The 19,220-nt window shown below is 56.6% G+C and carries 27 protein-coding genes and 1 pseudogene; 18 read left to right on the plus strand and 10 right to left on the minus strand.

Translation table 11 applies throughout. The features are described 5' to 3' along the window. The first annotated feature begins 29 nt into the window (after window positions 1-29). Complete coding sequence (locus tag ACFQS4_RS11095; RefSeq protein ID WP_497903186.1) at window positions 30-170, plus strand: DUF8139 family protein; 141 nt, start codon at window positions 30-32, stop codon at window positions 168-170. 9 nt (window positions 171-179) lie between these two features. Here ACFQS4_RS11095 and ACFQS4_RS11100 read toward each other — a convergent pair whose 3' ends face one another. The 4 genes from ACFQS4_RS11100 to ACFQS4_RS11115 form a co-directional block, all read right to left on the minus strand. Further along, window positions 180-950, minus strand: a complete 771-nt coding sequence (locus tag ACFQS4_RS11100) for a hypothetical protein (RefSeq protein WP_497901570.1) — start codon at window positions 948-950, stop codon at window positions 180-182. Between the two features lie 256 nt (window positions 951-1,206). Continuing rightward, on the minus strand, window positions 1,207-1,515 hold the full coding sequence (locus tag ACFQS4_RS11105; RefSeq protein ID WP_497901571.1) for a hypothetical protein: 309 nt from the start codon (window positions 1,513-1,515) through the stop codon (window positions 1,207-1,209). Window positions 1,516-1,611: 96 nt separating this feature from the next. Beyond that, window positions 1,612-1,959 carry a four-helix bundle copper-binding protein gene (locus ACFQS4_RS11110; protein WP_497901572.1) on the minus strand — a complete coding sequence of 116 codons (348 nt, stop codon included), beginning with the start codon at window positions 1,957-1,959 and terminating at the stop codon, window positions 1,612-1,614. A 171-nt stretch (window positions 1,960-2,130) separates the two neighbouring features. Then, window positions 2,131-2,832, minus strand: a complete 702-nt coding sequence (locus ACFQS4_RS11115) for a tyrosine-type recombinase/integrase (protein ID WP_497901573.1) — start codon at window positions 2,830-2,832, stop codon at window positions 2,131-2,133. Between the two features lie 314 nt (window positions 2,833-3,146). Here ACFQS4_RS11115 and ACFQS4_RS11120 point away from each other — a divergent pair, with 314 nt between their 5' ends. The 4 genes and pseudogenes from ACFQS4_RS11120 (at window position 3,147) to ACFQS4_RS11135 (ending at window position 4,378) form a co-directional block, all read left to right on the plus strand. After that, window positions 3,147-3,545 carry a DUF7972 family membrane protein gene (locus ACFQS4_RS11120; protein WP_497903187.1) on the plus strand — a complete coding sequence of 133 codons (399 nt, stop codon included), beginning with the start codon at window positions 3,147-3,149 and terminating at the stop codon, window positions 3,543-3,545. A gap of 31 nt (window positions 3,546-3,576) precedes the next feature. Beyond that, window positions 3,577-3,726 (plus strand): annotated as a pseudogene (locus tag ACFQS4_RS11125) (DUF7972 family membrane protein); the annotation flags it as partial. A 55-nt stretch (window positions 3,727-3,781) separates the two neighbouring features. Continuing rightward, window positions 3,782-4,144: a DUF7972 family membrane protein gene (locus ACFQS4_RS11130; protein ID WP_500193768.1), complete on the plus strand. Its 363-nt coding sequence runs from the start codon at window positions 3,782-3,784 to the stop codon at window positions 4,142-4,144. A gap of 66 nt (window positions 4,145-4,210) precedes the next feature. Further along, window positions 4,211-4,378 (plus strand): hypothetical protein, encoded by a 168-nt coding sequence (locus ACFQS4_RS11135; RefSeq protein WP_497901575.1) that lies wholly within the window; start codon window positions 4,211-4,213, stop codon window positions 4,376-4,378. A 267-nt stretch (window positions 4,379-4,645) separates the two neighbouring features. Here the strand turns inward: ACFQS4_RS11135 and ACFQS4_RS11140 are convergent, their stop codons facing one another. After that, complete coding sequence (locus tag ACFQS4_RS11140) at window positions 4,646-5,641, minus strand: hypothetical protein (RefSeq protein ID WP_497901576.1); 996 nt, start codon at window positions 5,639-5,641, stop codon at window positions 4,646-4,648. A gap of 592 nt (window positions 5,642-6,233) precedes the next feature. Here ACFQS4_RS11140 and ACFQS4_RS11145 point away from each other — a divergent pair. Both ACFQS4_RS11145 and ACFQS4_RS11150 read left to right on the plus strand, forming a co-directional pair. Next, a complete protein-coding gene (locus tag ACFQS4_RS11145) occupies window positions 6,234-6,722 on the plus strand; it encodes an Lrp/AsnC family transcriptional regulator (RefSeq protein ID WP_497901577.1) in 489 nt (162 codons plus the stop codon). A gap of 78 nt (window positions 6,723-6,800) precedes the next feature. After that, complete coding sequence (locus ACFQS4_RS11150; protein ID WP_497901578.1) at window positions 6,801-7,094, plus strand: HalOD1 output domain-containing protein; 294 nt, start codon at window positions 6,801-6,803, stop codon at window positions 7,092-7,094. Window positions 7,095-7,334: 240 nt separating this feature from the next. Here the strand turns inward: ACFQS4_RS11150 and ACFQS4_RS11155 are convergent, their stop codons facing one another. After that, a complete protein-coding gene (locus ACFQS4_RS11155) occupies window positions 7,335-8,333 on the minus strand; it encodes a tyrosine-type recombinase/integrase (RefSeq protein WP_497901579.1) in 999 nt (332 codons plus the stop codon). A gap of 448 nt (window positions 8,334-8,781) precedes the next feature. Between ACFQS4_RS11155 and ACFQS4_RS11160 the strand changes: the two genes are divergently transcribed. The 7 genes from ACFQS4_RS11160 (at window position 8,782) to ACFQS4_RS11190 (ending at window position 13,269) form a co-directional block, all read left to right on the plus strand. Next, entirely contained in the window at window positions 8,782-9,036 is a 255-nt protein-coding gene (locus ACFQS4_RS11160; RefSeq protein WP_497901580.1) for a hypothetical protein, read from the plus strand. A gap of 2 nt (window positions 9,037-9,038) precedes the next feature. After that, window positions 9,039-9,446 carry a hypothetical protein gene (locus tag ACFQS4_RS11165; RefSeq protein ID WP_497901581.1) on the plus strand — a complete coding sequence of 136 codons (408 nt, stop codon included), beginning with the start codon at window positions 9,039-9,041 and terminating at the stop codon, window positions 9,444-9,446. After that, the gene (locus tag ACFQS4_RS11170) at window positions 9,436-9,801 is read left to right on the plus strand and encodes a hypothetical protein (RefSeq protein WP_497901582.1); all 366 of its coding nucleotides are present in this window, start codon (window positions 9,436-9,438) and stop codon (window positions 9,799-9,801) included. The genes ACFQS4_RS11165 and ACFQS4_RS11170 overlap by 11 nt, the downstream gene beginning before the upstream one ends. Before the next feature lie 287 nt (window positions 9,802-10,088). After that, entirely contained in the window at window positions 10,089-10,235 is a 147-nt protein-coding gene (locus tag ACFQS4_RS11175; RefSeq protein ID WP_497901583.1) for a hypothetical protein, read from the plus strand. A gap of 3 nt (window positions 10,236-10,238) precedes the next feature. After that, window positions 10,239-10,784, plus strand: coding sequence for a cupredoxin domain-containing protein (locus ACFQS4_RS11180; protein WP_497901584.1), 546 nt, complete (start codon window positions 10,239-10,241; stop codon window positions 10,782-10,784). Next, window positions 10,785-12,503: a cytochrome c oxidase subunit I gene (locus ACFQS4_RS11185; RefSeq protein WP_497901585.1), complete on the plus strand. Its 1,719-nt coding sequence runs from the start codon at window positions 10,785-10,787 to the stop codon at window positions 12,501-12,503. A 55-nt stretch (window positions 12,504-12,558) separates the two neighbouring features. Next, on the plus strand, window positions 12,559-13,269 hold the full coding sequence (locus ACFQS4_RS11190; protein WP_497901586.1) for a hypothetical protein: 711 nt from the start codon (window positions 12,559-12,561) through the stop codon (window positions 13,267-13,269). A gap of 27 nt (window positions 13,270-13,296) precedes the next feature. Here ACFQS4_RS11190 and ACFQS4_RS11195 read toward each other — a convergent pair whose 3' ends face one another. Further along, window positions 13,297-13,542, minus strand: coding sequence for a hypothetical protein (locus ACFQS4_RS11195; protein WP_497901587.1), 246 nt, complete (start codon window positions 13,540-13,542; stop codon window positions 13,297-13,299). A 96-nt stretch (window positions 13,543-13,638) separates the two neighbouring features. Between ACFQS4_RS11195 and ACFQS4_RS11200 the strand changes: the two genes are divergently transcribed. Together ACFQS4_RS11200 and ACFQS4_RS11205 are read left to right on the plus strand one after the other, a co-directional pair. Continuing rightward, entirely contained in the window at window positions 13,639-14,871 is a 1,233-nt protein-coding gene (locus ACFQS4_RS11200) for a hypothetical protein (RefSeq protein WP_497901588.1), read from the plus strand. A gap of 73 nt (window positions 14,872-14,944) precedes the next feature. Then, window positions 14,945-15,349, plus strand: coding sequence for a MoaD/ThiS family protein (locus tag ACFQS4_RS11205; RefSeq protein WP_497901589.1), 405 nt, complete (start codon window positions 14,945-14,947; stop codon window positions 15,347-15,349). Here the strand turns inward: ACFQS4_RS11205 and ACFQS4_RS11210 are convergent. Continuing rightward, on the minus strand, window positions 15,346-15,996 hold the full coding sequence (locus ACFQS4_RS11210; RefSeq protein ID WP_497901590.1) for a helix-turn-helix domain-containing protein: 651 nt from the start codon (window positions 15,994-15,996) through the stop codon (window positions 15,346-15,348). The genes ACFQS4_RS11205 and ACFQS4_RS11210 overlap by 4 nt on opposite strands. Before the next feature lie 143 nt (window positions 15,997-16,139). On the opposite strand from ACFQS4_RS11210, the gene ACFQS4_RS11215 reads away from it, so the two are divergent. Both ACFQS4_RS11215 and ACFQS4_RS11220 read left to right on the plus strand, forming a co-directional pair. Next, entirely contained in the window at window positions 16,140-16,373 is a 234-nt protein-coding gene (locus ACFQS4_RS11215; protein ID WP_497901591.1) for a DUF2249 domain-containing protein, read from the plus strand. A 67-nt stretch (window positions 16,374-16,440) separates the two neighbouring features. After that, window positions 16,441-16,824, plus strand: coding sequence for a CGCGG family putative rSAM-modified RiPP protein (locus ACFQS4_RS11220; protein ID WP_497901592.1), 384 nt, complete (start codon window positions 16,441-16,443; stop codon window positions 16,822-16,824). 479 nt (window positions 16,825-17,303) lie between these two features. On the opposite strand, the gene ACFQS4_RS11225 is transcribed toward ACFQS4_RS11220, so the two are convergent. Together ACFQS4_RS11225 and ACFQS4_RS11230 are read right to left on the minus strand one after the other, a co-directional pair. Beyond that, a complete protein-coding gene (locus ACFQS4_RS11225; RefSeq protein WP_497901593.1) occupies window positions 17,304-17,750 on the minus strand; it encodes a DUF7970 domain-containing protein in 447 nt (148 codons plus the stop codon). After that, window positions 17,747-18,616, minus strand: a complete 870-nt coding sequence (locus ACFQS4_RS11230) for a ParA family protein (RefSeq protein WP_497901594.1) — start codon at window positions 18,614-18,616, stop codon at window positions 17,747-17,749. Before ACFQS4_RS11230 ends, ACFQS4_RS11225 begins: the two co-directional genes overlap by 4 nt. Window positions 18,617-19,220: the final 604 nt, after the last annotated feature.

The raw sequence follows: 19,220 nt of genomic DNA on the forward strand, positions 1-19,220 counted from the left end.
TCCCTGCGCTCTGTCCGGAGTGAAGGAAACTGGGCGAGGTTATCGTTGTATTCGAGGATGACGCCGGGCAGGCAACCGGTGATGAGCGGGATTCCGTGCTCTATAGAGTCGAACTAGCCGAGAGTGGGAAGCGCGTGGATGTTCGGTGGCGTGATCTACGGCCAGAATAGCCCCATTCGTTATCCGAACAGTCTATCTTCAGACCCCTGCAACGCAGCTCGAGCCTCTTTCGGAGCCTTAAGTAACGCTATCTCGTAATACTGCTCGATAGAGAACCGGACTATGTCGTGGCGGACGCGTTCAGAAATGACTTGGTCCACTTCCTCCCATGGCAGTTCCATCAGTTCGTCGACCGTCATCTCCTCAGCATCTTCCATCCGCCGGTCGGCTTCCTTCTCAAAAGCATCTATAATTTCCTCTGCTTCCTTCGTGCTGATGTCGAAATCCTCGGGCTGGCTTATCTCCCCGATAATCTCCAGTACATCGCCCATCTCGACGTCAGTCTCCACATCTAACTCTTGAAGGAGTTTGTACTGGTGGCGCATCACACCTGCAATCGAATCGGCGTCTTGGTCCGGTGCCGGGAGGTGAGCGAGATGATACGCGAGCCCGGCAGCGCGTCGCGTTTTCGCGAACGTGTCGCGGTCAACCATCGACAGCACACCGGATGGAGGCGTGTTTACACGTGCATCCATGGCAGTTGTAGCTGGAATTAGTTCCTCAATCTTGTCGAGGTCTATTTTCCGGTCGTTTTGGACACGACGGCCAACGGAGCGTACGTCCGAGAGGTAATCTTGCAGTTCTCGGTGCCAGTCGTGGACTCGTTCTCTGCGACTGGAACGGCGGTCTCTCCACCAGTCGACAAGTTTTGATCCGCCGATTTTGACGGCGGCGAGAGCCACGCCGGCGACGGTGATTTCTCCCAGAGTGATGCCGAACGGGAGCGTCATTTATTCTGATAATTGTGGATGAAGTATATAAACTACTGCACACCTCGCTTCATCACTGTGCCCATATCCTCAAACCGAAGTGGATGGTTCTGTTGAAATCTTCAACAGTTGATGGGAATCGGCTGCTGAATACAGAGAATGAGTTCAGCACAACGGCTTCGTTTGTTTCACGCCAAACCCAGTGAACGGCTCGCTCAGTAGAAGTGCGAACTGAGCATACTTGATACTGCGTTTCGCTTGAAATCAGTCCTTTGAGTCAAGGAGCTGACCGTTGGTCGTCCGTCGATTCGGGCTGTAACTGGCGGACGAGGTTCAAATGCATCAAGTGAAGATGCATTCCAATTCCGTACAGAATGGTCCCCAGTCCGACGAACGTAAGCGGCATAAGTATCGACTCGATCGCCTGTGAGGGACTGTCAAGATTTGCGGGAAGGACGACACCAACGGCTAACAGAAACGCAGTGAGGATGATTATCAATCCTATACGGACCGCGTGGGAGTATTTTCCGACCTGTTGGATTCGTCTTTCAATCTCCTCTCGGGAGGGGGCAGTCTCACGAGCCATAGCGTATGATTTCTAGCATCGTACAAAGTTATTCAAGCCGACAATACGCTGATGACGAAAAAAGGGTTTGTGGACGGGCAGAATTGGTTGCGGGTTCTACGTTGACGTCATTTCCCGACAGGAGTCGGCACACTCGCGAAGCACTTCAGCACACACCTGACAGTGTTCTTCATCGTGTTGTTCGCACTCGTCCGCACACTCTTCGCATGCACTAGCACAGGCTTCTGCAAGTTGCGTGCTGTAGTTCGAGTTCCGTGCCATGAAGCGTGCGTGCAGCGTCGTGAGATCGGCGACATCCCGACAGAGACGAAGGCACTTGGCCATTCCTTCGCCTTCACCAGCACATTCATCAGCGCACCATTCACACGCTTGAGCGGCTTCGAGACAGTTGTCAATGCACTCTCCCATCTGGTCGTTCACGTGGTCGATTTGAGTTAAAGCCATCACTCACAGTACCAGCACTCTACGGCGTAAAACCAGGGCTGGAATAGGCAACCGTTCACTGAATACCCTGTACTGAGCGCTCACCACTTCGGAGATCGAACTAAATTTCGTGCTGTATTTGCGCTCTGTATGCAGCAGAGGTTACAAGAATCGTGAGTGGGCTGTTAGTTATCAGTGATGTGCTTGCCGGAGTGCATCGGCGGTCGCTGTTCCGGAAATTCGAATGTATTTCTGGGCAGTGGCGAGATCGCTCCATCCCATCAATGCCTGTAGTGGGACTGGCGCCACTCCCTGATAGGCGTGATAGCTCGCAGCCGTTGCTCGCAAACAGTGTGGGTAAACACGCCCTCGAAGATCGGCAGCCTTGGCAGCTTCGTTCACCCGCCTGTTGATCGTCGAGCGCGAGTGTGGAAACGAATCGTATCGATTGGCGAAGCGTTCGATGCATAATTCGAGACGCAAAGACAGGTCGAAGGGGATCGCCCGCGCGGAGGAGACCGTCTTTGGGTGCCACCGGGCCTCTACTGCCTCGTCCTCGGTGAGGTCGTCACAGTGACTCGCTTCCTGAGCTGCTTGACGACGACAGTACCCACAGGCACACGGCTCGTGCTGTGGAATCTGGAGAAGCTTCCGATCCCAGTCGATCCACGTGGTCTGGAGATGTGAAATCTCGCCCCCACGCAGCCCAAGCCGACCTGCGACCAAACAGATGAATCGCGCCTGGAAATCACGGGGACTGGGTAACTCCGAACAGGCTTCGAGTAACAATTCAAACTCTCGGTCGGTGAGGACGTCTTCGTGAGAATGTCGTGTCGTCAATGCTCGTCGATGTCGTTTCGCCCACGTTGATGACTCAGATTGATGCTGTGCCATTACAGCCGGAGGTGTGCGCGGTTCCCAGAGAAACTATCCAAAACTGAGATTGTTCGACAGTGCTGAATATAGAGGATGGATGCAGCAAACCGCCATAGTTTATTTCAAGTGGTTCGTGCTGAAGCTGCCGATCAGTAGACCTGCGTACTGGTCGCCAATCATCCTATCCGGTAGCCGTGATGTCTGTAGCTCCGTGCTATCAGTGAGCAGTGGAACAAGGGACGGAACGCCAGTAATTCTACCATGATTATTTCCCATGACACCCTGTAGCAGTCACTGTGTCTGAATCAGAGAATATCTCGTCAGTGGATTCGGTGACCGACCGCCTGATGCGGTGGATATTACTTACCGGTGATCGATTCCGAATCACCGTCGCTATCACTGGGTTGGTTTTCGCCATTTTTCTTCTGTTCGGGTTCACCGGATTCATTTCGCTATCCGTCTCGGAACGGGCTGTCTGGTTTCTCAGCGGGACGATGAGCGGTCTCCTCACGCTCATCGCCATCGCCGTTGGTCTCAATCAGATCGTTCTCTCGCAGGAATTGGGCTCGCTCGATGATCTGTACGACCGGACGAAGGGAACGTTCGATATCCATCAGCAAATTGCGGACACCACGAACGTCTCCGTGAGTTCACCACAGGCGTCGGAATTTTTCCTGCAATTTTCAAACGCCATCAACGACCGAGCGGGGGGAGCTCGAAGCGGCGGGTGAGAAAGCCACCAACGAACAACTGCAAGAGGAGATCAGAGACTATACCGAAACACTCACCGAACAGACCGACAACATTAGCGTCGATCTCGAAGACCTCGGTTTCGAGCTGACCGATACACTGATCGTCCTGCTTGATTATCACGATTCGTGGCAACTCCACACGGCGCGTCGTCTCGATGCCACGTACCAGAATGAGCTTTCGGAGACCGCGATCGAGGCGCTCGACGAATTAAAGGATCTCTTCTTGGAAGCTCGACGCCGCGCGCGATTATATCAAATCGTTGTGGATACAGCGAGAACTCGCAGAACTGTCGCGAATGATGCTGTACACCGGACTTCCGGCGGTCACCGTCACCGCACTCGGCATCTTTATCGCCCCAAAAATACCCGGTTTCACGATTGCACGCCCGATCATTGTCGTCCTCCTCAGCGCGACTGTCGCTGTCTCGCTTGTACCGCTTTCGGTCCTTCTCGCGTACGTGGTACGTATTGCGCTCATCGCCCAGCGAACGGCAGCGTTCGGCCCCTTCATCCCGGAAGACGAACAGCAGCGAATCAGCGGTCAGGTCATGACGGAATCACAGAAATCGGACGAGTAATACCGTAAGGTGTGGACAGCGATTATTGACTGAAGTGTTTTGATTTCTCGACGAACATATGTCGCCATGGACACAATAGAATCGGGAATTCTCGGTGTACAGGTGACGCTTGTAGGGTTGTTTCTGGTCGTGTTCTTCGAGGGAGTGTATCCGTATCCGCTGGTGGGTCTTCTGTTCGGACTGGTGGGTACCGCTGTCGTGCTGACAGGAATGTTTTCCGGGACGGAGAGTTGATACCTTTCTCCACTGGACTGAACGCTGTGTACTTCGTCTGTACTGCGATCGTCGCCTTCGTAAATTAAGTCGAATCTCGTGCAACATTCGCGCCCTGAGTTCAGCAAGACCTGATCGAACTACCGAACCACTGTCAGTAGTGGCGTGCTGCATACAGAGGATGAGTTTAGCACGGCACCCTCATTTATTTCACATGTGTGGGCCGAAACCAACCGCTACATGCGAATGCTTACTGCGCACATTCAATCTCGGGATCTCAGTACTTTCCTATTTTGATAGAGTCTGACGGATACGTTCTACTATTTTTTCCTCATCAGTCATTTCGACTGTTTCTGTCCCGCCATCCCCCATCTTTTCTCTCGAGTCCCAATCATCGTCTTCCCCCTCTTCGTTCATTTCGCCAGTCGCCTCACCGCCTTCTCCGAACATCCCGCCTACTTCTTCACGAGGTTCGTCGACCATCTCATCACCCTCTTCACGGTCTTCGACCATCTCATCACCCTCTTCACGGTCTTCGACCATCTCATCACCCTCTTCACGAGGTTCGTCGACCATCTCACCACCCTCTTCAAGCATCTCGCCGGTTTCTTCACTACGTTCTTCGACCATCTCGCCGGCCTCTTCACCACCCTCTTCGACCATCTCGCCCGCCTCTTTACCCCGTTCTTCGACCATCTCACCGGCCTCTTCACCGCGTTCTTCGACCATCTCACCCGTCTCTTCACTACGTTCTTCGAGCATTTCACCGGCTTCTTCGACCATCTCGCCGGCCTCTTCACCGCGTTTTTCGACCATCTCACCTGCCTCTTCGAGCACCTCGCCGGCCTGTTCACCGCGTTCTTCGACCATCTCGCCGAACTGTTTGCTTCCCTCTTCGGGCTGATCGCTGAATCCCTCGCTGGACTCTCTGATTCGATTGGCGACGTTCTCCGTCGTCGCCTCCGTCTTTTGTGCTACTTTTTGACCACTCTGCTGGACTTGATCGGCCGCGCCTTGGGTCATCCCCCACGTCCGACCTTTGATCGTGGCAGTGACTCCATGGCCCTGTTTCGAGGAATCGTCGCCCTCAGAACTGAACTTTTCTTTCACTGGACCAACCCAATCTCGGAGCACGTACCCAAGGCCGATGAGAGTGACTGCATCAATTAGCCGGGGACGAGATCTCCCCTCCTCAGTGGTCTTTCTCTCCTCATCGCTCGTCGCTCGCTCTTCGTGTCTGGGCGTCCCGCCGTGTGGGGACGGCATATCTGGCTTTCTTGACATCAAACAATAGCATAGCTCCTATAGACAGTACGCTTTGCCCGGAAGATGCAAGTGAAAAACAGCGGCTAAATTGCTATCCTTCAAACAGTATGTAACGGATAAGAGAGGGTATGGGTCGCATACAAGAAAGAAACACGTGTGTTCATTTACGTGTGTTCATTTCTGGTAGAAGATTGTCTGATCTGAACAGGGGATCGATCTACCGCTGGTTGGCCAATTAGTGAGCAGTACACGCTATGCACCGAGCATTCACTCTCCCCCACTGATTGCCTCTCAGCTCGTGCCACATTCGCGCTGTGTATTCAGCATTGTCTGAACGTCTTACCAGAATACAGTCAGGACCGTCGTGCGAGATACAGAGGATGGATGCAGCACAGCGAATTCGTTTGTTTCACAATCCCAGACCGGAATCAACCGATACATACGGCTGCATATTTACCGCATCGAAGAAATGGTCAATCGGTTTCGTTCCGTTCCGACTACCTGGTCACCCTGTTAGCCGCATGATCCAAACCAGGGGTTCGGCGCATTGAGTCGGTGTATTTGCTGACTCCGGCAGAAGACACAAACTGATGCGTCAGTTACGCTGGATGTGGTTAGTGAAGAAATCGATAACGTCGATAAGGGAATCCTCTATCTGCTCCAACAGGATGCCCGAGGAAACACGGTTACCGAGATTGGCGAGAAAATCGGTGTTTCCTCCAGTACAGTCGCCAACCGGATCAATCGCCTCGAAGAACATGGTGTCATCCTCGGCTACCATCCCATCGTCAAGTACAGAGAAACCGGGCTGGGCCACCACCTGCTCGTGACTGCGACGATCCCGCTTACAGACCGAGAGGAACTGTTAGATGATATTATGGAAGTCTCCGGGGTCGTAAGCATCCGTGAGTTATTGACGAATGACGAGAACTTGTCATTAGAATTGGTCGGTCATACCCAAGAAGACCTTGAGGAGAGCATCAAAGACCTGGACAAGCTCGGTGTGCATATCGAACGGATGGAGATCATGAAACAAGAACGATCCAATCCATACAATCACTTTGGGAAGGAGTTCGCAGACGAGGAAACCGATGGCTGATTTCCAGACTGGTTTAAGCCCCTCTGGAAATTATTTAACTCCCGACAGGTTCAAGAAGGTCGCTGGCCTACATGGGTTGTGAACAAAATCCAGACCGAAATAGCCGAGGAGAGGTGTGTTAGTCAGGCTGTGGTTGAAGCAGTTGCCGAAGCGGAAGGCGTTCGCCCTATAGAACTCACTCCCCCATTGTACGAGGTCATTGATCCCGATGCCTTAGACCACATTTTTGACGATTCCCTGACCATTGGGAAGGTGACATTCAACTATAACAGTTGTGAGGTCAATGTATTCTCTGACGAGTATGTAGCCGTCGAGAAGCACGACGGATCGTCTCTTCCGTCATCCGATCAAAACATCCCCTGTACTGATTGATCAGGACCTTCCGTGGATCGGCCCTCAGCTCGTGCAATATTCGCGCCATCTATTCAGCATAACATTTGGTAATTATCACTATTTGGGAATTTTAACAAGGCCGCTGGAGAAGGTGTTTGGGTAAGTCAGGTGGAGATAGTTTGTGGGGTAAAGGACCTAGACAGGACTATCCCAAGTGATACTCCAGCTATCAATTGAGTCCGCGTCCACCTGTCGAGTTGCCAGGTCGTTCACTCTTGGTTACACCTCTTTCAGGTAGGCTCGGCGCTGTTCTAACTTCACGTCCTCCGACCGTTTGTCGTAGTGCTTATCCAGCACGTTGCGGCTCACATTCATCCGATCACCGACCACCTCAACGGGAACATCCTGCGTGAGATAGTGTGTAATACTACCCCGTCGAATTGCGTGGGGACTTACCGCCTCAGGGCACTTCCGATTGTCAGTCCCGGTACAATCCGGACAGGGGTCGTTGCGAAAGCATGGAGCCGTCGTACGGTACACCACTCCCCGGAGAGTTGACCGGTGCATCCTGCCCATTGCCGTGGTGAACAGCGGCTCTCTACCGTGCTTATCCACCTTGTCGATCCGGCCGTTTTCGATATAGTCCTCCAGGAGGGTGGCCAATTCCATCGTAATCGCAATCGGCCGTTCTCCACTCGCTCCGTTTTTCAGGACCGTCCCGGTGTCTGGACGATGGACGAGTTGTATCCACTCCCCATCTATATTGATATCCTGCACGTCCAGCGAGTTGGCCGCCCCCAAGCGGATTCCAGTTTCCCATAAGACGGCCACTACGGCGTGCTCAAGCGAAGCGTAGTTGAACGTGGAGAGGTGATCAAGGATCGCCTCCGCGGTCTCCGTGTCCAGCGTCTCATCGCGACGGGACTCTTCGGTACTGACTCGCGGGATCATCACCTTCTGATACAGGTCTGCGGGCACGGCTTCGATCGACCCACACCACTTGAGAAAGACCCTGAGAGTCGACATCTGCTGGTTGAGTGTAATCTTCGCCAGATCACCATCGTCTTGCCTCCAGAGGCGATATTCCTGTATGTTCCGGCCCGTCAGGTGGTTCAGATTAACTATGTCGTTCGCTTCACACCAGCGAATGAAATGGTTGGTCCGATATCGGTGTGCCTGGAGGGTCTTCGTGGCTACCTCGGTCGCTTTGTGTTTCAGGTACAGTGCTTGGGCGTCTCGCGGCTCGATCGGATCTAGCGGTGATTGGTTCGTTGGCATTGATCTCACGAAATCCGTGAGAAGACCTTTGGCGCGCGGAACTCGCTATTGAAGAAATCGTACGCAAAGTGGGTGTGTTCTGCCCCAACCCACTCGCTTCACGCTCGCGAAACAGCAGACGTGAGCCGGTTGTATTTAAACACCCAGCGTAACGCTGTCCCACGTTCGTGAAGTAAACTGGTTGTGATCCGTGCCGTCTTGCGATTGTGACGAAATAGGACAAGGAGATAACACTTTCTACCGTTTAACCGTATCGCCGTCTTTGCTTTTCGGCAAGTCTGGCTAAGAGCAGTCCTTTCTCTACAAATCATACCTGTCTACGTCTGTTCTCGCCTGTTGATTCCGGAATGGGCGAGATCCAATCCAGACATTAACTCTACCAAAATAGATTCACTGGTTGGCTTGGACCGAAAGTATTTCCTGACGGCTATCGAAACGTGGGGTCAAGATGAAGATTGAACTCCCTGATGGAGAGGTTGCGGAATTTGAAGATGTTGATTTTGACACAGTATCTGAGGAATGGAACGAATATGAATTAGAAGATGGTACTAGCCTAAAAGTGAAATTAGTGCTCCAAAAAGTAATGAGGGCAGAAGATAAATACACACCTGCTGGTGAACCAATATATCAAATATCATCACAAAATGTCGTTCGAACCTCAGATGTCCCTGACGAACTCATGGCAAATCAAGGTGATGAATAGAGATGTCTGCAACAAATAACAAGGAGTTCAATCTATCAAACAATGAGGGGACAGGGATAGATAGTGAAACCAATCAAATCTCCTCAGAATCACAATCCACCTCGTTTGAAATAGATCGTGCTCAATTTGCTCATGAGTTCTTTCTGAATCAAATCATGGCAATAGAAGAGGTTACACAGATTTATCAAAGATTTAATCCCTACGAAGGGATTGCTGAGTATTGGATCATGCTTGAAAGGGAAAACCGCGACGTGAGGAGAAACATCTACAGCGTTGAGTACGACCTTTTAGACCGATTCGGTGGTTTAGAATTGTTAACACACGTCGTTGTTCGAGATGATGTGGGGGACATTAATATAGCAGACGACGCAAAGGAAGTGTATAGCAATCTGGAATTCAATGCCGCTTGAACAACAACAACATAAATCAAAGGCAGAAGAGAACGAATTCATTGCTGGAGAACTGAATGAATCAGTCGAAATAGATGATATAAATGAATGGGTAGTTACCGTATATTTCTATAGCGCGCTTCATCACGTTGAGCGAAAATTAGCACAACAAAATATTGACTCAGGTAATCATGTTGAAAGAAATAGGAATATTAAGGACCACATATCGAGCCGTTCACTTTATCTAAATTATAAAGAATTGAAAGACTGGAGCGAACAGGCCCGGTACGATTGCTGGGAAGCAGATGACGATCACGTAACATGGTGCAAAGATAACCTCGAGATCATAAAATCTGAATTAGGGTTCTCTTCCTAACTCAAACAATTAGTTTCGCGGTGATATTCTCTACGCCTCTTTGCTTTTTCTCTACTTATTCATTTAACTTCCGTCTCGAGCGAACGAGTGAGCAAATTGCATACTCCTGACTGCCAGATTCGCTACCTGCTTCTCGAGACGCAACCATCGTAGTCACGGTTGCCACTCGGGCTGTCACCAGTGATTGATAGGATGTGAATCGTCTCTCAGCGGCTGGGAACGGTTACGAACATGTGCGTGAGAACGGCCATGGAACCGTTATCCAAATGACCGACAGGGAGATTCGAATGACGACACAGTCAGCTGACGAGATACCGTTCATGCAGCGGATATACGATCGAATATGGGTGCTCGCCATCCTCGCGTTCGCGTTTTTCCTGTTCGTGTACGTGATCTGGGGGGCAATCGACGTCTTTTCGGTTCCGCTGGGGTGAACCATGACGTCACCAATCAAACCGCCCGAGGGCAACTGGTGGGATCAAAAGATCAACCGACGCGAGACGGTCTGGCTCGGACTCGGCGGAATCTGGTCGATTATCCTGTTCGGCTGGATGAGCGTCTGGACACGAACGGGCGACCAGAATCCGACCGGCGAAACCTACGAGGTGTCGGCCGAGGAGTTCCGCGAGAAGATGGCCACCTACGAAGACGCGGCTGAAGAGACCGAGGACGGGCTCGTCCCCGACGGGACGGACGTGTACCTGGCTGGCATGCGATTCATGTGGGACGGCGCGCCAGTCGTCCTCGAGACCGGGGTGGAGTACGACATCCACCTCACCTCCTACGACGTCCAGCACGGGTTTTCGCTGCGGCCCGAAGCGAACCTGAGCAAGCAGATCAACCTGCAGGTGTTGCCGGGCTACGAGTGGGTCGTGCCGATGGAGTTCGACGAAACAGGTACCTACCACATCATCTGTAACGAGTTCTGCGGCCAGGGACACCGAACCATGCACGGTACGATCGTCGTTACGGAGGGGGTTTAGATGCTGGGTCTCTTCGACAACGACTACGGTCCCGACGGATTTCGAACGTGCCCGGTGACGGGGCTGCGGATCCATCGCTCCGCCGAAAACCCCACCAAGCTCTTCGCCCTGACGGCAATCGTCGCGCTGCTCGTGGGCGGCATCTTCGCCTTCACCGTGGCGATGACGCGCTGGGAGTTCGTCGGGTTGCTCGAGGCAGGCGACTTCTACACGCACCTGAGCATGCACGCGTGGAACCTCCTGATCTTCTGGATGATCTTCATGGAAATCGCTATCCTCTACGTGGGCGGGCCGATGGTTCTGGGTCGTCGACTGTCGATCCCGATCCTCGCCAAAGTCGGCTGGGCGACGATGGTACTCGGCGCGGTGGCGGTCAACTACGGCATCTGGACGACGAGCGCGCCGAACGAAGCGCCGTTGCTGACTGCGTACGTCCCCAACCCGTCAGAGCCGCTCTTCTACGCGGGTGTGATCGTCTTCCTGCTGGGGGCGACCGTCGCGGCCCTCCCGTTCTTCGCCACGCTCTGGGTCGAGAAGCGCGAGAACGCGGGTCATACGCTCCCGCTCGTGACGTTCGCGGCGTTCACCACCGCGGTCATCGCCGTCGAGGCGATCCTCGGCGGTCTCGCCGCGTTCAGCTACGCGTTCCTCTGGCGAATGGAGATCATCGCCTCGGTCGACGCCGTGATCTACCGTCAGCTGTACTGGATCGCCGGCCACGGGACCCAGCAGATCAACCTCGTGGCGATGATCGCCGTCTGGTACTTCCTGACCCACGTCGTCGGCGGAGCCGAGGTCGTCAGCGAGAAGGTCTCGCGAACGGCGTTCATCCTGTACCTGTTCTTCATCAACCTGGGGGCCGCTCACCACCTGCTGTCCGATCCCGCTGTTTCGACCGGGTGGCGTATCTTCAACACCTCCTACGCGTTCTACGGGGCGACGTTCGCCAGCCTGATTCACACCTTCGCGATTCCCGCAGGTATCGAGGCCGGACGACGCCGACGCGGACTGGGCGGCGGGCTATTCGGCTGGCTCACCGGCGCGCCCTGGCGCAACCCGATGTTCTCGGCGACAGTTTTCTCGATCATCCTGTTCGGGTTCCTCGGGGGAATCACCGGCGTCATCATGGGGCAACTCCAGCTCAACATGACGTGGCACAACACGCTCGCCACGGTCGGTCACTTCCACGCGACCGTCGTCCTTGGCACGACGCTCGCCTTCATGGGGCTGACGTACTTCGTCATCCGGACGCTGTTCATGCGCCAGTTCATCTCGCCGAAACTGGCCTCGCTCCAGCCGTACCTCTACTCGGGCGCAATGGCGATCGCGACGCTGATGCTGATGTACGTCGGGATCCTCTACGGTGTCCCCCGCCGGACGACCGAGGTCGTCGAGAACATCCCCGGGACCGAGTTCAGCCTGAGCGCGGCAGGACCGCTGTTCAACGTCTTCGGCGTGTTCGCCCTGCTGGCGATCGCCGGTGGCGTCCTGTTTCTGGTACTCGCCGTCGGCTCGGTTCTGTTCTGCAAGCGTATCGAACCCGGCGACAACGACGACATCACGCCCGACGGTGGACTCGCAGCCGACGGCGGTGAGTCCGTCCACCACTACGAGATGCGAGGGACGTTCGTCCTGTGTCTCGTCTTCCTGACGGCGTTCGTGATCACGTACCTCCTCAACTGGTACCTGCTCAGTCAACTCTGGAAAATCGGCCTGTAGCCGTTTCACCTGCCTTCGTCTCTCAACCACCGCCACAACACCACGACATCCAACAATGACCGACCGTACGTCTTCATCCGTATTCTCGTTCGCCAGCGGTCTGTGCAGACGGACCTGGAACGACGTCCTGAGCGTCTACTACGCCAACACCCCTATCTGGCGGGTGCTGAAGAGCGTCGGCCTGCTGTTTTTTGGCTTCTTCTGCTGGTCGTCCGCGAATCTGTTGCTCTCGTATCGCCCTTCCTGGTCGTTCCTGTATTTCGTCGCGGCCTACGGGTTCGCGCTCATCGTCTGGGGGCCGTTGACGCACCTCGTCCTGCTCCCGGGGGTTATCCGCCTCCGACGTACGGCGAATCACCCCCTGACGCGGACGGTCGCTCGCAAAGGATCGATGCTCAACCTTTCGGTATTCCTGACGATCGTCCTCGTCCTCGGGATGGCTCCGGTATCCCCCATGCTGCTCGACTTCGGGACGCTCGTCGACGACGGAACGGGAAGCCCGGACGTCGACCCCGACCTCGAGTGCACCGTCGTCGACGAACTCGTCGAGTGCTCGCTGTCGGATCCCTCGGGGATCGACCACGTTGTCGTCACGTCCGGACGGGAACACGTCAAAACTGTCGAGGAGCCTCCGTACGAATTCGAAATTCGACGGTCCGAACTCGAGACGGTCGTCGGTCAGAAGCAGTTCACCGTCGAACTTCGCGACGAGGATGGCGACACGCTACGGCGGTACAAACGGACGGTTCCGGCAGACGGCGAGTGACCGCCAGATCGGACTCCCGATGAACGCTCATTCGTCGCTCGTGAACGACACTCCACGGCGAATCGAACCGGCGGCGGGAGCGAGCTCAGCGACCAGGGTCGCCGCCAGTTCCTCGATGACGAGCCGCTGTGCCGCGGTCAGCGTCCCGCACTGCTCGAGCGTCCGGTGGGCGGTCGCAACCTGCTCGAGTTCCACCGCTTCGACGTACGCCCACCACTCCTCGGACGAACAGTCCGCCTCCGGAACCGATCGACCCTCGTCTGTTGACGCCATACCGACGAGAATGCGGAACGGCGGTCCAAACCATTTCGGCGAACGTGTTCGGCCTGGTATCAAGGTTCTATACCGTCCATCTCGTGAGGGGAACCAATGAGCACGGCGATCAAAGCCCGGTGGGCGCGTAGATTCGTCGCGATCGGCATCGTGTGGTTCGTGAGCTGGCAGCTCGCAACCGTCGCTGGCGCGGGTCGTCGCGTCGGGGTCGCGCTCGGGCTGTACGGCTTCGTCTTCCACGTCGTCTTCGGCAAGGGATACAGCCTGCTGCCGTCCTATTTCGATCGAACGCTCGCGTTCCCGAGGGCACCCGCCGTCCACCTGCCCCTGGCTGCCGTCGGCACGGTCTGTCTCGCACTCGGTGCGGCCTCGAGCGCCGGTATCGACCTCAGCATCGGTCCACTGTCCACGGCGACGGGTAAGACGCTGACCGGAATCGGCGCCTCCCTCTGGCTCGCGGGGTGTCTGGTCTTCGTCTCCACGATCGGGTGGACGATCCGTGACAACCTCTCGGGACGCGAAACCGGGACCGGAGACGCGAACGCCGACCGCCGGTGGGTCGATCGCTACGCGAACGCGTTCGTCCCCGTGGTTGCCCTCTACGTCTTCGCGGGGGCGACGATTCCCGTCCTAAAGTGGCTCGAGTTCGACCAGTCCCTCGTCGCGGGCGGGCCGCCGGTGACGCACCTCCTCACGGCAGGTGGGGCCGCCCTGTTGTTATTCGCCGTCGGGTTTCGGCTCCTCCCACGATTTCTGGTCGTCTCGCCCCGGACGTGGCTCGTCGCCCTCGTCCTACCGGCCGGCGCGCTCGGCCCGGTGCTCTTGGCGGGCGACTTCCTCGGCGACTCGCTCTTTCTCGTCGGCGCAGTGCTCGAGGCGACCGCCCTGATCGGATTCGCGTTCGCCTACGTCGACATGTTCTCCCGGAGCGACCGTCGTCGGGTGGGGTTCTACGCCGTCACCCTCGGCGTCCTCAGCGGGGCCGGCGTGGCCCTCCTCGGTCTGAGTTTCGCCACCGACTGGTTCGGCATCCCCGGCAACCCCTTCGACGCGCACTACCGGCTGGCGCTCGTCGGGTTGCTCGGCCTGTCCGTCGTCGGCGTGACCTACCAGTTTTACCCGCCGGCTGTCGCCTCGAGTTCCCTCGTCGACGATCGGACTGCCAGCCTCTCAATCGCGCTGCTCGCCGGCGGTCTCCTCGTCGAAGTCAGCGGCTTGCTCCGTTCGGCTCCAGTAGTCGAACGCGGTGGTCGCCTCGTCGTTCTCGCCGGATCGGTCGTGTACGCGACCGTCGTGTTCGCGGTGTTCCTCGAGCGGCGAGGGAAGTGACCGGCGGGCGGCCTCGTTCGCCACGAACATATTCGGAGCCGGACGTTTGCTCCTGGCCACCGTATCGAACGCTATGGCGACACGAACGACGACTGAGGATCACGCTGAGGCGACGCAATCGACGACGGTGGAGGTCACTTGTACGGGCCACGTCCGAACCACTGTCGGTCGACACCGTTTCCCGTTCACCTTCGAGGGAACGACGCTCGCGGAGTTCCTCGAGGCCTTCTTCGCGGAGTACGATGTCGCCGACCTCCTCATCGCCGAGACGGAGGCCGAGTCGACGGCCAGGGGATGGGCTCCAGCACCCGCCGAACTGCCGGGCACCTGGCGGAAGAACCCCGAAGGCGAGCAGACGCGAGCGTACGCGCGCATTCTGGTGAACGGCCGATTCAACGAGCACAACGAGGGATTCCAGACGCGACTCGAGGAGGGTGATCGCGTCGCGTTGATGAACCCGTTTATGTTCTGCTGTTAGGCGTCGACTGGAACTGGTTCGGCGGTCGCGCCCATGAACGCCTTGACGATCCGTTCCTCGGCCCGATGAAGGACCTCGCTGCACGTCGAGCGAGCCACGCCGACGGCCTCGGCGAGTTCGTACTGCGTGCAGGTGCGAGGCGTGTCGTAGTACCCCGCTTCGAGCGCCGTCTCCATCACGCGAAACTGCTGATCGGTCAGCAGTTGCGACGTGTCTATCTCCGGCGTGATCGAGTCGACGGCGTACTCGACGCCGAAGGCCTCCAGTTGCGCTCCCAGTTCCGAGAGCCGGTCGTGCGAGGTCGTGATCTCCCAGGTCGCCGTCCCGTCCCGAATCGTGAACGGCATGCCGATCGGCACGCCCGATTCGCGGGCGGCGTTGAGCAACACCGGGAGTTGCGTCTCGAGCTGGAGGAGTGCGCGGTCGTTTTCGAGTTGTAGCACCTCGACGTCGGCGACGGTTTCGACGTCGCGAATCGCATCGATCGTCGCCGACGGATCGGGTGCCGTGAGTTCGACGACGGCGGTCCCGCGGGCGCCGCTCGGGATCGCCGAGAGGATGCGAACCTCCTCGAGCAGGTCGGTCCGTGAGAGGCGAGCGATCCACATCGCCTCGGGAATCGCGATCTGGAGCGTTGCGCGTGGCATACGTTGAATGGGTGGGGACGCGCCCAGTAACTGGCGACGAACATATTCGGTTACTGGGCCGAGACGAGGGCAGTTGCTGAACCGTGACGAGGGGAATATGATCGCCGAAACCCCTACCACGGTGGTTTTCGTACAGTGAACCGATGACGAGCGACGATACCGACGCAGACCGCGTTCTCGACGCCCGGGAGATCGACGGCGAACCGTTCAGCGACATCATGAACGAACTCGAGGCGCTCGAGGATGGCGAGACGCTCCTGTTGATCAATAGCTTCGAGCCGGCCCCGCTCTATGGCGTCCTCGAGGGAAAGGGCTTCACCCACGAAACGACCGAGGTTGCCGCGGACGAGTGGGAAGTCCGGATCGAACACGCCTGAGTCTGAATCGAGCCGTGCGAATATATTCGGGACTGATGTCTTCCCGCTCGAGGCACTAGTTACGGGTATGACCACCACAAGCGGTACCGATCACGGTCACCAGGACGGTTCCGGTGGAGATCACGACCACGACCACGACCACGAACACGAGCATGACCACGACCACGACGCCCAACCGATCACCGACCGCGTCCACGACAACTCCTGGTCGGCCAACCTCGAGAAACCCGCCCACGGCGAGGACGCCGAGCTGGTCCGGCGACAGGCCCTCGAGGCAATTGAACATACGACCTCGGGCCACCACGTCAACCTCGTGACTCACGGCGCCCACGGCCACCCCGAATCGTACCTGTACGAGACCCTCGAGACAGGATTTGACGGCGATGTCGACTGGGAGTACGTCGAGCAATGTGGGTGTGGCGGACACGTGACGCGCGTCCACGTCCGATAGCGCCGCGCCTCGAGTAGTGACGGGTTCCGTTTGAATCTACTTCTACAAATGCAATTCGACGTAAGAGACGCGCTCATTACACTTCTCGGATGCCTGTTCGAAAACAGATGATATCGACGTATTACCAGAGAGAGTGACTAGCGATTATACTCGAATTCGTACCGAAGTCCTCGGCGAGAAGTACGCTGCAACTGAATTGAGTTACCGAGATACGTGGTGAAGCAGTCGTTCCCTATCGAGCGTTCTCGTCCAGGATTGCGAATGTTGCAAGCGCCGCCAACGCCTGATATGGATCGTATTATCTCCATATTACACCCCATCGATCCGAATCGCGATTCTATCGATCGAAATGTGTACTGCCGAGACGTCGCCAGCTATATTCGCCCGTTTTCGATACTCTATCGGGCAACTGGGCACGTACCCGACACTGAACTATTTCATACCCGATTAGTCTAGCGAAACGGTAGGTAGGCGAGAATTCAGTCTCGCCGACGCTCGAGGATGAGTTCGACCAATCGTTCCGGTTCTTCTACCGCGAGGGAGATGACGGCGTCGTGTATCTCGCGTTTCGCTTCGTCCCGAACGCCCTCCCGTCGCAACTCGGGAACCACGGATATTCCGACCGCGTCTTCGAATTCGTCCCACGTGCGCTCACGCACGTATAGCGGTCGCTGCTGGACTTCTGCGTATTCGAACGACGGCCCCGAGAGGTCCGCGTTCGCGTCCGTCTCGGTATCTGTGTTCTCCGCCGCGTCCGTGCCCGTATCCTCCTGTTTCGACGTGTCCGACTGCACTCGATCGGCCGACGATGGGTCGGACGGCGCCTGCGAAGCGACTTCGGCCGCTGGCTCGGACTGTTCGTCCGCCGAATCTGTCTCCTCGGTCTCGAGCCCACCGAGATCATCGAACGGGTTCTCGTCGCTCACCGCTCGACGCCCCCGTTGGCGACGATCGTCGCGAGTTCCTCGAAGTTCTCGACCTGACTATTCTCCGGGTCGTAATCGAGGAGCGGCTGGTTGGCCTTGAGTGACTTCGAGAGCGCTGCGCTGTATCGGACGCCTGGTTTGGGTGGTTTCATCTCGCCGTCGTCGATCGCGTCGAACTCCGCCGGCGTAATCCGCGCAAAGTTCGGGATCTTTCCCTGGGTCGCCTCGGCGGTGTTCAGGTTCTCGAGGAGTTCGCGGTCCTCGGTCCGCTGGTCGATCCGTTCGCGGAGCTTGTTCGGAACCAGCGCCAGGACCTCGATGTCGATGTACTCCCGCGCTGGTTTGATGAGCCGATCCATCGTTCGTTTGTACCCGCCGATCGAACTCGAGCCTGGCTCGAGCGGGATGATGACGTTTTGTGTAGCGACCAGCGCGTTGTTGTTGAGCATCCCTGGATACGCGGGGCAGTCGAACACGATGTAGTCGTAGCGCTCGCCGAGGAGCGGGTCGACGATCTTGGTTTTGACTCGAGCCGACCCCTGGAGGGCTCCGGCCAGATCTTTTTCGACGTCCTCGAGCGTGTTCGACGACGGGAGGAGGTCGAATCCGAACGGCGTCTCGACGATGAGGTCCCCGGCGGTCGCGTCTCCCTGGTCGAGGATCACGTCGCCGAGCGTGAGTTCGTCGCGATAGGCGTCTCCGAATCCGAGGCCGTTCGTCGCGTGACCGTTCGGATCCAGGTCGGCGAACAGGACTCGCCCGCGTTCGGTCAGTTGGCGCGCGAGGTTCATCGAGATCGTCGATTTCCCGACGCCGCCTTTCAGGATGACGACGCTGACTGCTCGAGTCGTTTCTGTGTCACTCATGCGCTCCCCTCCGTGCTTCGAATCGGAAATTGGAATAGTCACCTATTGTGCCTATTCCTCGTTTCTGGACCATCACGCTTGTCGGTTGCATCCTCACACGTGGTCCGCTTAAAACTACCGTAGGGGCCTTCCCGAGGTTGAATAGGCACAATAGGCTGAGTAGGTGCGATAGTTCAAGCAGGCAGTATGGCCTAGATAGGCGCAATGGGTCAAACAGGAATAATAGTCGGAATAGGTGGTTTGGGTAAGTCGGGTCGAATAGGTAGAGTAGGCAACTTGGGGAAGTTACCTGAGGTAGCTGACTTAGGTAGCTCGTCAAAAGAAGGGTGGCCAGGTCACCAAGATAGCTCAGAGTAAGCAGATTAGTAAGGTAGCATAGGCACCCTCGCTGATTCTAGTGCCTCAGGAACTGTTGGGGCCCCAGGTTGGGTAGCACCCCAACTCGGTGCTGCGGTCTGAGGAGGGAGTTCGGCGTCATCCGAGGCCACGCCACCGACAGTTATGTGGACGTCGGGCGAGTGACGGGGACTCATTTGATTGCGTACGCATCTCGCACAGCGGAATGCACGATAATGGCTGGCGATACAGGTGGTCCCCACTGGGC

It is taken from the genome of Saliphagus sp. GCM10025317, from assembly GCF_042663665.1.
Lineage (GTDB): Archaea > Halobacteriota > Halobacteria > Halobacteriales > Natrialbaceae > Natronosalvus.

Coding starts and splice junctions, on each gene's coding strand:
- ACFQS4_RS11185 (WP_497901585.1), top strand. CDS start 10,785: ATGCTGGGTCTCTTCGACAACGACTACGGTCCCGACGGATTTCGAACG.
- ACFQS4_RS11215 (WP_497901591.1), top strand. CDS start 16,140: ATGACGAGCGACGATACCGACGCAGACCGCGTTCTCGACGCCCGGGAG.
- ACFQS4_RS11110 (WP_497901572.1), bottom strand. CDS start 1,959: ATGGCTTTAACTCAAATCGACCACGTGAACGACCAGATGGGAGAGTGC.
- ACFQS4_RS11175 (WP_497901583.1), top strand. CDS start 10,089: ATGACGACACAGTCAGCTGACGAGATACCGTTCATGCAGCGGATATAC.
- ACFQS4_RS11140 (WP_497901576.1), bottom strand. CDS start 5,641: ATGTCAAGAAAGCCAGATATGCCGTCCCCACACGGCGGGACGCCCAGA.
- ACFQS4_RS11180 (WP_497901584.1), top strand. CDS start 10,239: ATGACGTCACCAATCAAACCGCCCGAGGGCAACTGGTGGGATCAAAAG.
- ACFQS4_RS11160 (WP_497901580.1), top strand. CDS start 8,782: ATGAAGATTGAACTCCCTGATGGAGAGGTTGCGGAATTTGAAGATGTT.
- ACFQS4_RS11230 (WP_497901594.1), bottom strand. CDS start 18,616: ATGAGTGACACAGAAACGACTCGAGCAGTCAGCGTCGTCATCCTGAAA.
- ACFQS4_RS11220 (WP_497901592.1), top strand. CDS start 16,441: ATGACCACCACAAGCGGTACCGATCACGGTCACCAGGACGGTTCCGGT.
- ACFQS4_RS11115 (WP_497901573.1), bottom strand. CDS start 2,832: ATGGCACAGCATCAATCTGAGTCATCAACGTGGGCGAAACGACATCGA.
- ACFQS4_RS11135 (WP_497901575.1), top strand. CDS start 4,211: ATGGACACAATAGAATCGGGAATTCTCGGTGTACAGGTGACGCTTGTA.
- ACFQS4_RS11205 (WP_497901589.1), top strand. CDS start 14,945: ATGGCGACACGAACGACGACTGAGGATCACGCTGAGGCGACGCAATCG.
- ACFQS4_RS11105 (WP_497901571.1), bottom strand. CDS start 1,515: ATGGCTCGTGAGACTGCCCCCTCCCGAGAGGAGATTGAAAGACGAATC.
- ACFQS4_RS11200 (WP_497901588.1), top strand. CDS start 13,639: ATGAGCACGGCGATCAAAGCCCGGTGGGCGCGTAGATTCGTCGCGATC.
- ACFQS4_RS11170 (WP_497901582.1), top strand. CDS start 9,436: ATGCCGCTTGAACAACAACAACATAAATCAAAGGCAGAAGAGAACGAA.
- ACFQS4_RS11100 (WP_497901570.1), bottom strand. CDS start 950: ATGACGCTCCCGTTCGGCATCACTCTGGGAGAAATCACCGTCGCCGGC.
- ACFQS4_RS11190 (WP_497901586.1), top strand. CDS start 12,559: ATGACCGACCGTACGTCTTCATCCGTATTCTCGTTCGCCAGCGGTCTG.
- ACFQS4_RS11155 (WP_497901579.1), bottom strand. CDS start 8,333: ATGCCAACGAACCAATCACCGCTAGATCCGATCGAGCCGCGAGACGCC.
- ACFQS4_RS11195 (WP_497901587.1), bottom strand. CDS start 13,542: ATGGCGTCAACAGACGAGGGTCGATCGGTTCCGGAGGCGGACTGTTCG.
- ACFQS4_RS11165 (WP_497901581.1), top strand. CDS start 9,039: ATGTCTGCAACAAATAACAAGGAGTTCAATCTATCAAACAATGAGGGG.
- ACFQS4_RS11210 (WP_497901590.1), bottom strand. CDS start 15,996: ATGCCACGCGCAACGCTCCAGATCGCGATTCCCGAGGCGATGTGGATC.